The 13,061-nt window shown below is 72.8% G+C and carries 12 protein-coding genes; 6 read left to right on the forward strand and 6 right to left on the reverse strand.

Annotation, left to right across the window (positions count from 1 at the left end):
• Nucleotides 1-10 precede the first annotated feature (10 nt).
• The 3 genes from sufD to AMY39116_RS0329760 are packed head-to-tail and all read right to left on the reverse strand — an operon-like array spanning nt 11 to nt 3,391.
• Nucleotides 11-1,177, reverse strand: a complete 1,167-nt coding sequence (gene sufD, locus AMY39116_RS0329750) for a Fe-S cluster assembly protein SufD (protein WP_020421259.1) — start codon at nt 1,175-1,177, stop codon at nt 11-13.
• A gap of 1 nt (nt 1,178) precedes the next feature.
• Nucleotides 1,179-2,627, reverse strand: coding sequence for a Fe-S cluster assembly protein SufB (sufB, locus tag AMY39116_RS0329755; protein WP_020421260.1), 1,449 nt, complete (start codon nt 2,625-2,627; stop codon nt 1,179-1,181).
• Entirely contained in the window at nt 2,624-3,391 is a 768-nt protein-coding gene (locus tag AMY39116_RS0329760; RefSeq protein ID WP_020421261.1) for a helix-turn-helix domain-containing protein, read from the reverse strand. The genes sufB and AMY39116_RS0329760 overlap by 4 nt, the downstream gene beginning before the upstream one ends.
• A gap of 368 nt (nt 3,392-3,759) precedes the next feature.
• On the opposite strand from AMY39116_RS0329760, the gene mptB reads away from it, so the two are divergent.
• The 5 genes from mptB (at nt 3,760) to AMY39116_RS0329785 (ending at nt 9,131) form a co-directional block, all read left to right on the forward strand.
• Nucleotides 3,760-5,370 (forward strand): polyprenol phosphomannose-dependent alpha 1,6 mannosyltransferase MptB, encoded by a 1,611-nt coding sequence (gene mptB / locus AMY39116_RS0329765; RefSeq protein WP_020421262.1) that lies wholly within the window; start codon nt 3,760-3,762, stop codon nt 5,368-5,370.
• A gap of 24 nt (nt 5,371-5,394) precedes the next feature.
• On the forward strand, nt 5,395-6,321 hold the full coding sequence (locus AMY39116_RS0329770) for an ABC transporter ATP-binding protein (protein WP_020421263.1): 927 nt from the start codon (nt 5,395-5,397) through the stop codon (nt 6,319-6,321).
• A gap of 65 nt (nt 6,322-6,386) precedes the next feature.
• Nucleotides 6,387-7,112, forward strand: coding sequence for an ABC transporter permease (locus AMY39116_RS0329775; RefSeq protein ID WP_157358747.1), 726 nt, complete (start codon nt 6,387-6,389; stop codon nt 7,110-7,112).
• Nucleotides 7,113-7,127: 15 nt separating this feature from the next.
• Nucleotides 7,128-8,105, forward strand: coding sequence for a heme A synthase (locus tag AMY39116_RS0329780; protein WP_020421265.1), 978 nt, complete (start codon nt 7,128-7,130; stop codon nt 8,103-8,105).
• A gap of 111 nt (nt 8,106-8,216) precedes the next feature.
• A complete protein-coding gene (locus AMY39116_RS0329785) occupies nt 8,217-9,131 on the forward strand; it encodes an acyl-CoA desaturase (RefSeq protein WP_020421266.1) in 915 nt (304 codons plus the stop codon).
• 3 nt (nt 9,132-9,134) lie between these two features.
• Here AMY39116_RS0329785 and AMY39116_RS0329790 read toward each other — a convergent pair whose 3' ends face one another.
• The gene (locus AMY39116_RS0329790) at nt 9,135-9,440 is read right to left on the reverse strand and encodes a hypothetical protein (RefSeq protein WP_020421267.1); all 306 of its coding nucleotides are present in this window, start codon (nt 9,438-9,440) and stop codon (nt 9,135-9,137) included.
• 78 nt (nt 9,441-9,518) lie between these two features.
• Between AMY39116_RS0329790 and AMY39116_RS0329795 the strand changes: the two genes are divergently transcribed.
• The gene (locus tag AMY39116_RS0329795; protein WP_027936331.1) at nt 9,519-10,490 is read left to right on the forward strand and encodes a quinone oxidoreductase; all 972 of its coding nucleotides are present in this window, start codon (nt 9,519-9,521) and stop codon (nt 10,488-10,490) included.
• Here AMY39116_RS0329795 and AMY39116_RS0329800 read toward each other — a convergent pair whose 3' ends face one another.
• Nucleotides 10,491-11,747: an MFS transporter gene (locus AMY39116_RS0329800; protein ID WP_020421269.1), complete on the reverse strand. Its 1,257-nt coding sequence runs from the start codon at nt 11,745-11,747 to the stop codon at nt 10,491-10,493. It abuts the gene before it with no gap.
• A complete protein-coding gene (locus AMY39116_RS0329805) occupies nt 11,705-13,060 on the reverse strand; it encodes an MBL fold metallo-hydrolase (RefSeq protein ID WP_027936333.1) in 1,356 nt (451 codons plus the stop codon). The genes AMY39116_RS0329800 and AMY39116_RS0329805 overlap by 43 nt, the downstream gene beginning before the upstream one ends.
• Nucleotide 13,061: the final 1 nt, after the last annotated feature.

Raw genomic sequence — 13,061 nt, forward strand, 5'->3', positions numbered from 1 at the left:
AAGGAGTGGCTCAGCTGCCGACGGCTTCGAGTTCGGCCTCGATCGCCTCGGCCAGGCGCTCGCGGACCTCGGGAACGTCGATCTTCATCAGGATCTCGTGGAAGAACCCGCGGACGACCAGACGCCGCGCCTGCTCCTCCTCGATCCCGCGCGACTGCAGGTAGAACAACTGCTCGTCGTCGAACCTTCCCGTGGCGCTCGCGTGCCCGGCGCCGGCGATCTCACCGGTCTCGATCTCCAGGTTCGGCACCGAGTCGGCGCGCGCGCCCGTGGTGAGCACGAGGTTGCGGTTGAGCTCGTAGGTCTCGGTGCCCTCGGCCGCGGCCCGGATCAGCACGTCGCCGATCCACACCGCGTGCGCGTCGTCGCCCTGCAGCGCGCCCTTGTACATCACGTTCGACTTGCAGTTCGGGACCGCGTGGTCGACGAAGAGGCGGTGCTCCTGGTGCTGCCCGGCGTCGGCGAAGTACAGGCCCAGCATTTCCACGTCGCCGCCGCGGTCGGCGAACGTCGCGGTCGGCGAGACGCGCACCAGGTCGCCGCCCAGGGTGACCACGATGTGCTTGACCGTGGCGTCCTTGCCGAGCCGCAGGTGCTGCTCGGAGACGTGCACCGCGTCGTCGGCCCAGTCCTGGACGCTGACCACGGTGAGCTTGGCGCCCTCGCCGACGACGAACTCGACGTTGTCGGCGTAGGTGCCCGAGCCGAGGTGGTCGAGCACGACCACGCCTTCGGCGTAGGCCTCGGCGCGCACCTGCACGTGGCCGTAGGCGGTGTTGCCCTCGCCGGGGCCGGTCAGCCGCAGCACGGTCGGCTTCGACGCCTTGGTCTCCTTGGGCAGGGTCACCAGGGTCGCCGCGGCGAACGAGCTGTACGCCTGCGCGGCGATCCGGTCGCTCGGGACACCGGCCTGGCCGAGACGCTCGTCCTCGCGGCCGACGGTCTCGACGCGCACCTCGGGGGCGGCGTCGACGTCGACCTTGACCTCGCCGGAGGCCGTGGCGGTGCCGTCGTGCAGCCCGCGCAGCCGCTTCATCGGGGTGAAGCGCCAGTTCTCCTCGCGGCCGCTGGGGACCTCGAAGGCCTGGACGTCGTACCCGGTGAAGCGCTCCGCGCGGGAGGCCGCCGGAACGACGGCCTCCGCTGCGGCAGCGGTGTTCTCAGCAGACACCGTCATGTCAGCCGACGGCTCCTTCCATCTGCAGTTCGATCAGGCGGTTCAGCTCGAGCGCGTACTCCATGGGCAGCTCGCGCGCGATGGGCTCGACGAACCCGCGCACGACCATCGCCATGGCCTCGTCCTCGGTGAGACCGCGGGACATCAGGTAGAACAGCTGGTCCTCGGAGACCTTCGACACCGTCGCCTCGTGGCCCATCGACACCTCGTCGTTGCGGATGTCGACGTAGGGGTAGGTGTCCGAGCGGGAGATGGTGTCGACCAGCAGCGCGTCGCACTTCACCGTCGAGGCGGAGTGGTGCGCCCGCTTGGCGACCTTGACCAGGCCGCGGTAGGAGGTGCGGCCGCCGCCGCGCGCCACCGACTTCGACACGATGGTCGAGGAGGTGTGCGGCGCCAGGTGCTCCATCTTCGCGCCGGCGTCCTGGTGCTGACCCTCGCCCGCGAAGGCGATCGAGAGGACCTCGCCCTTGGCGTGCTCACCCATCAGGAAGACCGACGGGTACTTCATGGTCACCTTGGAACCGATGTTGCCGTCGATCCACTCCATGGTCGCGCCCTCTTCGCACTTGGCGCGCTTGGTGACCAGGTTGTAGACGTTGTTCGACCAGTTCTGGATGGTCGTGTAGCGGCAGCGGCCGCCCTTCTTCACGATGATCTCGACGACGGCCGAGTGCAGCGAGTCCGACTTGTAGATCGGCGCGGTGCAGCCCTCGACGTAGTGCACGTAGGCACCCTCGTCGACGATGATCAGGGTCCGCTCGAACTGGCCCATGTTCTCGGTGTTGATCCGGAAGTAGGCCTGCAGCGGGATGTCCACGTGCACGCCCGGCGGCACGTAGATGAACGACCCGCCGGACCACACCGCGGTGTTCAGCGCGGAGAACTTGTTGTCACCGGCCGGGATGACCGAGCCGAAGTACTCCTGGAACAGCTCCGGGTGCTCCTTGAGGCCGGTGTCGGTGTCCAGGAAGATGACGCCCTGGGCCTCGAGGTCCTCGCGGATCTTGTGGTAGACGACCTCCGACTCGTACTGGGCCGCGACGCCGGCGATCAGGCGCTGCTTCTCCGCCTCCGGGATGCCCAGCTTGTCGTAGGTGTTCTTGATGTCCTCGGGCAGCTCGTCCCAGCTGGCGGCCTGCTGCTCGGTGGAGCGGACGAAGTACTTGATGTTGTCGAAGTCGATGCCCGACAGGTCCGCGCCCCAGTTCGGCATGGGCTTGCGCTCGAAGAGCTTCAGCGCCTTCTGGCGCGCCTCGAGCATCCACTCCGGCTCGCTCTTCTTCGCGGAGATGTCAGCCACCACGTCGGCGTTCAGCCCGCGGCGGGCGCTGGCGCCCGCGGCGTCCGGGTCGGCCCACCCGAACGCGTAGTTGCCCAGGGACTCGATGGTCTCTTCCTGGGACAGCGGCGTCGTGGTGGGATTGCGCTGCTCGGCAGCGGCAGTCATTCGCGTTCCCCTCCGTCCGGAGCTTTCGCTTGCAGACCCGGCGGATTTTCCGCAGGGACGTGTGTCGTGCACGCGGCGTCACCGCGTGCGATGGTCGCCAGCCGCTGGACGTGGGTGCCCAGCAGCTTGGCGAACGCCTCGGTCTCCGCCTCGCACAGCTGCGGGAACTCAGCGGCGACGTGGGCGACCGGGCAGTGGTGCTGGCACAGTTGCGCGCCGGCACCGGTGGCCGATGCGCCCACCTGGCGGGTGGACGCAGCGTAGCCTTCCCTGGTCAGGGCGGCGGCCAGGGCCTCCGCCCGGTGTGCGGGGCCGTCGGCCGCGTTGACCGCGGCCCGGTGCGGCTCGACCAGGGCGGCCACCCGCCGCTCCGCGAACGCCCGCACCGCGTCCTCGCCCGCGTGCTCGGCGAGGAACCGGATGGCGGCGACCGCGAGGTCGTCGTAGGCGTGCCCGAACCGCGCCCGTCCCGTCTCGGTGAGCAGGAAGAGCTTGGCCGGGCGGCCCCGGCCACGCGGTCCGCGCCGGGGCGCGTCCCGCGTCTCGGCCTCCCCGTCGGCGACCAGGGCGTCCAGGTGGCGGCGCACGGCGGTCGGGCTGATGCCCAGCCGCTCCGCGACGACACCCGCCGTCATGGGGCCGTCCTCCAGCAGGAGGCGGGCGACCTCGTGGCGAGTCCGCCCTTCCGGGGTGGCCTGAGCGGGCACCACGGCACCGGGACGGCTCGCGCCGTCCTCGTGCTGGGTGGTCCCGCTGTTTTTCACAACATAAGTGTGTCGTATTTCGGGCGGGGAGGCAAAGAGTGGTCATCTCACGGTGAGCGGGGTCACTGCGCCGGAAGCGTAGGCGCTGGTCGGGGCCGGTCGGCGAGGTCGGCCGGGTCACTCTGGTGGGTGAGCGCGGCGTGCCACCCGCCGCCGGACGTGCGCGCCCCGGCCGCTCGGCTCGCGCCCGCCGCGAGCTCCGCACCCAGGGGCGCGCGCCCGACCCACCACCGCAAGTCCCCCAGGGCTCGCGTACCGCGCCCGGAGCGGCGGCGGCCTGCTCCACCGCACGTCAGACACGGTGTTCGCGCTCGTGAACTGCCCTTCACCACAGCCCTTCGCGGCGTCGATACCCTCTCTGTGTGGCATTGGGCGAGCAGAGCACCGGTGGCGGTGCGGTGGCGGTACCGCTGTCCCCGGTGCGGCCCCCCGAGGCCGGGCCGCTGGAGCAGCGCGAACTGCGCGCGCTCGACATCATCCGCCGCCTCGGCACGATCGGCGCCCTGCTGCTCGCGCTCGGCTCGCTGGGCGCGGGGGCGGCCCCGGTGCTCAACCCGGTCCAGGACATCCCCGTCCTGCGCCTGTTCGCCCGCATCCCCACCGTCTCGCTGGCCATCTGTTTCGCCGGCATGGGCATGCTCGTCGTGGGCTGGCTGCTGCTCGGCCGGTTCGCGCGGCCGGGGCGCGCCCGCCTCGCCACGCGTGCGCAGCTCACCCGCACCCTCGTCATGTGGCTGACGCCGCTGATGTTCATCCCGCCGCTGTTCTCCCGCGACGTCTACAGCTACCTGGCGCAGAGCGAGATCGTGCACCGCGGCATGGACCCCTACTCGCTGGGCCCGGCGCAGGCCCTCGGCGTCGCCGACCCGCTCACCAGCGGCGTGTCCAACATGTGGCGCGAGACCCCGGCCCCCTACGGCCCGCTGTTCCTCAAGCTGGGCAGCTGGATCTCCGCGATCGTCGGCGACAACATCGTCGCCGGCGTGCTGCTGCAGCGCGCCCTGGCACTGGCCGGCGTCGCCCTGATCATCTGGGCCCTGCCGCGGTTGGCGCAGCGCTTCGGCGTCGAACCGGCCACCGCGCTGTGGCTGGGCGCGGCCAACCCGCTCGTGTTGTTCCACCTGGTCGCCGGCGCGCACAACGAAGCCCTCGGCATCGGCCTCATGGTCGCGGGCCTCGAGCTGGGCATCCGCCGCCTCCCGGTGCGCGTCACCGGTGACACGGCGCCGCCGCTGGCCCGCGGCGAGGTCCTGTTCATCGTGCTCGGCGCGGCCGTCATCACGCTCGGCGCGGCGGTGAAGATCAACGCCATCATCGCGCTGGGCTTCTTCGGCGTGATGATCGCCCGCCGCTGGCACGGCCGCATCACCGACCTGCTGCGCGCCGCGGCGCTGGTCACGGGCGTGTTCGCGGTGGTCATGGTGGCCGTGTGCCTGGGCACCGGGCTGGGCTTCGGCTGGGTCGGCGCCCTCGGCACGCCGGGCCTGGTGCGCAGCTGGATCTCCCCCACCGCCGAGCTGGCCAACCTGGGCGGCGTGCTGGGCATCGCGCTCGGCCTGGGCAACCACACCAACGCGCTCGTGTCCATCCTGCAGCTGGCCGGCACCGCGCTGGCGGGGCTCATCACGGCCAAGTTCCTCTGGGACAGCTTCCGCTGGCGCTACCGGCCCATCATCGGCCTCGGGGTGTCGCTGGGCGCGTTCATGATGCTGCACGTCGCGATGCAGCCGTGGTGGCTGCTGTGGGCGGTCATCCCGCTCGCCGCCGCGGCGGGCACCTCCCGCTTCCGGGTCGCCGCCAGCGTCGCCAGCGTCGCGCTGGCGTTCCTCGCCGCGCCACCGGGGAGCACGTTCGACGGCCGCTCGTTCGTCGTGCCGCAGGCCTACCTGGCCGCGGCTCTCGTCGTCGCCGTCGCGGTGGTCGTCGTGTGGCGCAGGGCACCTCTTCTGCTGAAGAGGGATCCGCAGCCGGTGGCCTGAGCCGAGGTCGTACGCTTGACAGTCGTGAGCACACCTGCCGTCGAGATCACCGGGCTGGTGAAGCGGTACGGCTCGAAGACCGCGGTCGACGGCCTGGACCTCAAGATGGACCGCGGGCGCCTGCTCGCGCTGCTCGGTCCCAACGGCGCCGGCAAGACCACCACCGTCGAGATCTGCGAGGGCTTCCGCCGCGCCGACTCCGGCTCGGTGCGGGTGCTGGGCCTGGACCCGGTCCGCGACGGCGCCGCGCTGCGCCCCCGCATCGGCGTGATGCCGCAGGGCGGCGGCGCCTACCCCGGCGTCCGCGCCGGCGAGATGCTGGGCCTGGTCGCCGCCTGCGCCGCCAACCCGCTCGACCCCGCGTGGCTGCTCGACGTCCTCGGCCTCGCCCCCGCGCGCCGCACCCCGTTCAAGCGCCTCTCCGGCGGCCAGCAGCAGCGCCTGTCGCTGGCCTGCGCCCTGGTCGGGCGGCCGGAGCTGGTGTTCCTCGACGAGCCGACCGCGGGCATGGACCCGCAGGCCCGCCGCCTGGTGTGGGAGCTGCTGGGCGCGTTGCGGGCCGACGGCGTCAGCGTGCTGCTCACCACGCACCTGATGGAGGAGGCCGAGGCGCTGGCCGACGACGTGGTGATCGTCGACCACGGCAAGGTCATCGCCGAGGGCACGCCGAGCGCGCTGACCGCCGACGACGCCGACACCGCGCAGCTGCGGTTCAAGGCCCGCGCCGGGCTGGACACCGACCTGCTCTCCGCCGCGTTGCCGGAGGGCTACCACGTCAAGGAGTCCGCGCCGGGCAGCTACCAGGTCTCCGGGAAGGTGAACCCGCAGGTGGTGTCCACGGTGACGGCGTGGTGCGCGCAGCAGGGCGTGCTGGCCGAGGAGCTGCACGTCGGCAAGCGCGACCTGGAAGAGGTCTTCCTCGAACTGACCGGACGGGAGCTGCGCTCGTGACCGCACCGGCCCGGTTCCCCGCCGGCACCTTCACCCCCGCGCCGGGCGCGGGCAGCCGCGCGCGCATGCTGCTCACCCACGCGAAGCTGGAGACCAGCCTCACGCTCCGGCACGGCGAGCAGATCCTGCTCACCCTGCTCATCCCGCTCGCCCTGCTGATCGGCCTGACGCTGCTGGACATCCTGCCGTCCGGCGACCTCGCCGGAGTGTCCAAAGCGGACTGGGTGACGCCGCGGATCTTCGCGCTCGCGGTCATGTCGTCGGCGTTCACCGGGCAGGCCATCGCGCTCGGCTTCGACCGCCGCTACGGGGTGCTCAAGCGGCTGTCGGCCACCGCCATCCCGCGCTGGCTGCTCGTCGCGGGCCGGATCGTCGCGGCCCTGGTCGTGGTGCTGCTGCAGGTCGTCGTGCTCGGCGTGGTCGCCGCATTCCTCGGGTGGAGCCCGTCGCCGGCGGGCATCGCCGAGGCGGTGGTGCTGCTGGTGCTCGGCACGCTGAGCTTCGGCGCGCTGGGCGTGCTGCTCGGCGGGTCGCTGCGCGCGGAGGCGGTGCTCGCGCTGGCCAACATCGTGTGGTTCGTGCTGCTGCTCGCGGGCGGCATCCTGCTCGCGCCGTCCACGCTGCCGTCGGCCGCCGCGACCGTGATCGAACTCCTGCCGTCCGGAGCGCTGGCCGAGGGACTGCGCGCCGCGCTCGTCGACGGGCAGTTCGCCGTCGGCCCGGTCCTCGTGCTCGCCGTGTGGGGCGTGCTGGCGGCAGCGGTGGCCGCGAAAACGACAAAACTGACATAACTCTAGGATGTTGCTGTGGCCCTGAGCTCCCTGATCGCCCGTCTGCCCTACCCGTCGCGTCCGGTGCAGCGCGCGATCGCCGTCGCCGCGATCGTGGCCCAGGCGGGCATCGGGGTCACCGGCTCGGTCGTCCGGGTCACCGGTTCGGGCCTGGGCTGCCCCACCTGGCCGCAGTGCTTCCCGGGCAGCATGGTCCCGGTCGCGCACCCCGAGTTCGACACGCTCAACCAGTGGATCGAGTTCGGCAACCGGCTGCTCACCGTCGTGGTCGTGCTGGTCTCCGCGCTGGCGGTGCTCGCCGCGTGGCGCGTGCAGATCGCCCACCCCGAGCGCAAGCGCCTGGTGAAGCTCGCCTGGACGATGCCCGGCGGGGTCGTGCTGCAGGCCGTGGTCGGCGGCATCACGGTGCTCGCGAAGCTCGAGTGGTGGACGGTCGCGATCCACTTCCTCGCCTCCACCCCGCTGGTGTGGCTCGCGGTGCTGCTGCTGCGCGCGTTCAACGAGGGTGACCAGCCGGCCCGCTGGCTCATCCCGCCGCTGGCGAAGAAACTGCTGGTCACGCTCGTCGTGGCGCTGTGGGCGATCCTGATCGCCGGCACCACCGTGACCGGCGCGGGCCCGCACGGCGGCGACCCGGAGACCCACCGGCTGGACGCGCCGATCGAGGTCCTCGCGCAGGTCCACGGCGGCCTGCTGGTCGCCTACCTGCTGGTGCTCGCGACCTTCGGACTGGTGCTCATGCGCGGCGGCACGCCGGCCGAGCTGTGGCGGCGTTACGCGATCGTGTGGGTGGTCGCGCTGGCGCAGGGTGTGCTAGGATCGGTGCAATACGCCCTCGGCATCCCGGAGGCGCTGGTGTCGCTGCACGTCCTGGGCTCGGCGCTGGTGATCGTGGCGACCGCCGCACTGTGGTGCGGCTGCCGCGACCGCGGCCCGGTCACCTCGGCCGGCCCGGCGCCGCGCGAGCCGGAGCTGACCGCGGCCCGCGGCTGACCGCGGCTGGGGCGAGGTTTCGTCGCCCGTCATGCGGTAGTAACGCCCGAGGGGGGTATTCGCCAAGACGGCTCCGTACGGTGGGGCCGGAGAGAGAGGTTACTGCCGCCCATGACGAAACCGCTGATCTCGCATCGCCGGTCCTCCGGTCAGATGATCGTGCTCAAAGCGTTCCTGCTGATCCCGTTCCTCGCCCTGATCACCGCTGTTCCGCTGGCGTGGGGCTGGGGCCTGACCTGGCTCGACCTGGGCCTGGCGGTGTTCTTCTACGTCGTCGCGACCCTCGGGGTGACGGTCGGCTACCACCGGTACTTCACGCACGGCGCGTTCAAGACCGGCCGTCCGCTGCGCGTCGCCATGGCGATCGCCGGCAGCATGGCGGTGCAGGGGTCGGTCATCTTCTGGGTGGCCAGCCACCGCCGCCACCACGCGTTCGCCGACCGCGAGGGCGACCCGCACTCCCCCTGGCTGTTCGGCACGAGCCCGGCGGCGCTGCTGCGCGGCTTCTGGCACGCGCACATGGGGTGGATGTTCCAGCGTGAGGTGACCAACTACGAGCGGTTCGCGCCGGACCTGCTGGCCGACGACGACCTGCGCGTGGTCAACCGGCTGTTCTGGCTGTGGATCGTGCTGAGCCTGGGCCTGCCGACGCTGCTCGGCGGCCTGCTGAGCTGGTCGTGGTGGGGCGCGGTGACCGCGTTCTTCTGGGCCGGGCTCGTGCGGATCGCGTTCCTGCACCACGTGACGTGGTCGGTGAACTCGATCTGCCACATGATCGGCGACCGGCCGTTCGCCAGCCGGGACAAGGCGGCGAACTTCTGGCCGCTGGCGATCCTGTCCATGGGCGAGTCCTGGCACAACTCCCACCACGCGGACCCGACGTGCGCCCGGCACGGCGTGCTGCGCGGGCAGGTGGACGTGTCGGCGCGGGTGATCTGGATCTTCGAGAAGCTGGGCTGGGCGCGCGACGTGCGGTGGCCGCGCGCCGAACGCCTCGCCGCGAAGCGGCTCGAACCCGCTTCCTAGTTCCTACAGGGCGTGCCCGGCCATCCGGCGACGGTGGCCGGGCCCGATCCGCGTGGAGTTGACGGTCTCGGCGTCCCACTCGGCCGGTTCCAGGTCCTCCACGGCCTCGACGAGCTTCTGGCCGGTCTCCACGGACGGGACGACGACGTCGCCCATCGCGCCGTCGTGGCCGACGAGCACCACGCGCGCCCCGGCGCGGCCGATGTTCTCCACGACGGCCTTGGCCGGCTTGCCGTGCTCGGCGACGAAGCGGCGGGCGGTCGTAAGCTGCTTGGCGGTGGGCGCCGGTGCCTCGGTCTCTTCAGCCATGTCGGCATCTTAGGGAAGATCCGCGCGGCCCACCCGGTTGTGCGAGGTGAACCCGACCACGTCAGGAGGACACAGGCGATGCCCACGGCAGTGCAGATTCGGCAGACCGGCGGACCCGAGGTGCTGGAGGCCGGTGACGTCGAGGTCGGCGATCCCGGGCCGGGCGAGCTGCTGGTCGACGTGGCCGCCGCGGGCGTGAACTACATCGACACCTACCAGCGGAGCGGGATCTACAAGATCGACCTGCCGGTCACGCTGGGCATGGAGGGCGCCGGGACGGTCGCCGCGGTCGGCGAGGGCGTGACGGGCTTCTCGGCCGGTGACCGGGTGGCGTGGCAGGGCGTGCTCGGCGGGTACGCGCAGCGGGCCCGGATCCCGGCGAGCGCGGCGGTCGCGGTGCCCGAGGGCGTGTCGCTGGAGACCGCCGCGGCGACGATGCTGCAGGGCATCACCGCGCACTACCTGGTGCGGTCCACGTACGAGGTGCAGGAGGGCGACACGATCCTGCTGCACGCGGCCGCGGGCGGCGTCGGCCTGCTGCTGACGCAGCTGGCGAAGGCGCGGGGCGCGCGGGTGATCGGCACGGTGTCGACCGAGGAGAAGGCGGCGCTGGCCCGCGAAGCCGGCGTGGACGAGGTGATCCGGTACGACCAGGTCGATTTCGCCGAGGAGGTCCGGAAGCTGACCGGCGGCGAGGGTGTGGCCGCGGTGTACGACGGGGTCGGCAAGTCCACTTTCGACGGAAGCCTGGCGAGCCTGCGGGTGCGGGGTTTCCTGGTGCTGTTCGGGGCGGCGAGCGGCCCGGTCCCGCCGGTCGACCCGCAGCGGCTGAACTCGGCGGGCTCGGTCTACCTGACGCGCCCGACGTCGGCCCACTACGTGCGCACGCGCGAGGAGCTGGAGTGGCGCACGGGCGAGCTGTTCGAGGCGGTCACCTCGGGCGCACTGAAGGTCCGCGTGGGCGCCAAGTACGCGCTGTCCGACGCCGCGAAGGCGCACGAGGACCTGCAGGGCCGCCGCACGACGGGCAAGGTGCTGCTGATCCCGTAGTCAACCGGGGCGGGTTTCGGGCATGCGGATCGCGACCGCGATCCCGGAGGCGGCGGTGAGCACGGCGACGAGCGCCACCGCCGCCCGCACGCCCCACAGATCGGCGGCGAGCCCGGACACCACCGCCCCCACCGCGAAGCCGCTGTCCCGCCAGAGCCGGTAGACACCGACGGCGCGGGCCCGCCACGCGGGATGCGCGACGTCGCCGACCACCGCGAGCAGCGTCGGGTAGACCATCGCGGTGCCCGCGCCGAGCAGCACCATCGCCACCGCCCAGGTCGCGAAACCGGTCGCGAGCGCGGTCAGCCCGAGCGCGGCGGCCTGCACCAGCATGCCCGCGGTGATCAGGTGCTTGCGGCCCCAGCGGTCCGACAACGGGCCGGTGACGAGCTGCCCGGCGCCCCAGACCGCGGGGTAGAGCGCGGCGAGCACGCCGGCGCCGGCCACGGACAGCCCCGCGGTGACGAACAGGATCGGGAACAGGCCCATCGCGAGGCCGTCGTTGAGGTTGTTCACCAGTCCGGCTTGGCTGGCCGCGGACAACGCGCGGTCCCGCACGCTGGTGCGGGCGAACACGGCCCAGCCGCTCAGTTCTCCGGTGGCGGCGTGGGCGCGGGATTCGAAGCGGGCGTGGCCGCGCGTCTCCCGCACGAACACCGCGGTCAGGCCGAGGCCGAGCGCGACGTAGGCCGCGCCGAGGAGGAACGGGGCGGGGCGCAGGCCGTAGTGCGCGGCGAGGTAGCCGGTGGCGGCCGCGGTGATCGCCAGCGCGCCGTACCCGGCGGCCTCGTTGAGCCCCATCGCCAGTCCGCGCCGCCGCGGGCCGGCGAGGTCGATCTTCATGATCACGGTGGTCGACCAGGTCAGCCCCTGGCTGAGACCGAGCAGGACGTTGGCGGCGACGATCCAGCCCCAGTCCGGGGCGAGAGCGAGCAGCGCCGGCGCCGGCACGGCGATCAGCCACCCGGCGAGCAGCACGGGTTTGCGCCCGTAGCGGTCGGACAGGGTGCCGGCGAGGTAGTTGGCGGCGGCCTTGGTGAGGCCGAACGCGAGCACGTAGGTGAGCAGGACGGTGTAGCCGGTCAGGCCGAACACCGGCCCCGCCAGCAGCGGGAGGACGGTCCGTTCCTGGCCCAGCACGCCGCCGACCAGGGCGTTGACCGCGACCAGGAGGCTGAACTGGGCGAGGTTGGCGCGCAGGCCCAGCCGGACCGTCACGCGCCGGTCACCAGGGCGTTCCCGGTCGCGCGGGCCCATTCGGCGGGGCCGCCGGCCAGCACCACCGAGATGTCCCGGTGGCCGGCCTGTTCGAGGACGCTCGCGGCGCTCATCGCCCGTTCGCCGTGGCCGCACATCACCACCAGCGGTTCCCGCGGCAGCTCGCGCGCGTCGAGGCGGCCCAGCTCGCGGTGCCGGGCGCCGGGCAGGTGACCGGCGGCGAACTCGGCGTCCTGGCGCACGTCGAGCACCGGCCGCCCGCCGACCCCGTCGGCCGTGACGACCCGCGTGCGCCGCACCGGCTGCCCGGCGGCGGTCCACGCGGCGAGCCCGCCGTCGAGCTCGCCTGCCAGGTCGGTGCGGCCGATCTTGACCGCCTGCCAGGCGATTTCGGCCGGGTCCTGGTCGCCGCCGCGCACGACGACGATCGGACGGTCGGAGGGCACGAGCCAGCCGAGCCAGGACGCGAACGCCGGGCGCAGCGGGATCGACAGCGCACCCGGCACGTGCCCGGCGGCGAAGTCGGCGGCGGGACGCGCGTCGACCACCACCGCGCCGTCGGCGGCCAGCGCGCGCACCCGGTCCACGTCGAGGCCGGGCAGGACCGGATCACCGGGCAGGACCACGCCGCGGCGGTTGGTGTCGGCCAGTTCCCGGAAGTAGGACGGGAAGCTGCCCAGCGATCCCCGCAGCGCGGCGACGAAGGCGTCCTCGTTTTCCGCGCGCAGCAAGGAGTTGCTCGCCTTCTCTGCGCCGATGGTGCTGGTGCGCCGCGCGCCGGGCGGTGCGGAGCAGAACGAGCCGGCGCCGTGGGTGGGCCACACCGCGACCTCGTCGGGCAGGGTCGCCAGCCGCCGCAGGGAGGCGTACTGGCGGCGGGCCAGCTCGTCGGTGCGGGCCGGGTCGACCAGGTCGGTGCGGGCCGCGGCCCCGACGATCAGGGAGCCGCCGGTGAACACCCCGACCGGGGCGGCGCCGTCGAGCAGGAGGAACGACAGGTGCTCGTGGGTGTGGCCCGGGGTGAACAGGGCGCGCAGGCGCAGCCCGCCCAGGTAGGTTTCGTCGCCGTCGCGCAGGCCGTCGTGGGTGAACTCGCGGTGCCCCGCGGCAGAGGCGAGGACGCGGGCGCCGTCGGTGGCCGCGAGCTGCCGGGCGCCGGAGACGAAGTCGGCGTGCAGGTGCGTGTCGGCGGCGAAGGCGAGCCGCAGACCACGGCGCGCGGCCGCGCGCCGGGCGGCCCGCAGGTCCAGGCTCACGTCGACGACCAGCGCCCGGCCGTCACCGAGGTCGACCAGGTAGGCCGAGTTGCCGAGCCCTTCGTCCACGAGGGGCATGACGTCTACAGTGGACATG

Source organism: Amycolatopsis sp. ATCC 39116 (assembly GCF_000231075.2).
Taxonomy (GTDB): domain Bacteria; phylum Actinomycetota; class Actinomycetes; order Mycobacteriales; family Pseudonocardiaceae; genus Amycolatopsis_E; species Amycolatopsis_E tucumanensis.

Coding starts and splice junctions, on each gene's coding strand:
- sufD (WP_020421259.1), bottom strand. CDS start 1,177: ATGACGGTGTCTGCTGAGAACACCGCTGCCGCAGCGGAGGCCGTCGTT.
- sufB (WP_020421260.1), bottom strand. CDS start 2,627: ATGACTGCCGCTGCCGAGCAGCGCAATCCCACCACGACGCCGCTGTCC.
- AMY39116_RS0329775 (WP_157358747.1), top strand. CDS start 6,387: ATGCTGCTCACCCACGCGAAGCTGGAGACCAGCCTCACGCTCCGGCAC.
- AMY39116_RS0329785 (WP_020421266.1), top strand. CDS start 8,217: ATGACGAAACCGCTGATCTCGCATCGCCGGTCCTCCGGTCAGATGATC.
- AMY39116_RS0329790 (WP_020421267.1), bottom strand. CDS start 9,440: ATGGCTGAAGAGACCGAGGCACCGGCGCCCACCGCCAAGCAGCTTACG.
- AMY39116_RS0329795 (WP_027936331.1), top strand. CDS start 9,519: ATGCCCACGGCAGTGCAGATTCGGCAGACCGGCGGACCCGAGGTGCTG.
- AMY39116_RS0329800 (WP_020421269.1), bottom strand. CDS start 11,747: ATGGGCCCGCGCGACCGGGAACGCCCTGGTGACCGGCGCGTGACGGTC.
- AMY39116_RS0329805 (WP_027936333.1), bottom strand. CDS start 13,060: ATGTCCACTGTAGACGTCATGCCCCTCGTGGACGAAGGGCTCGGCAAC.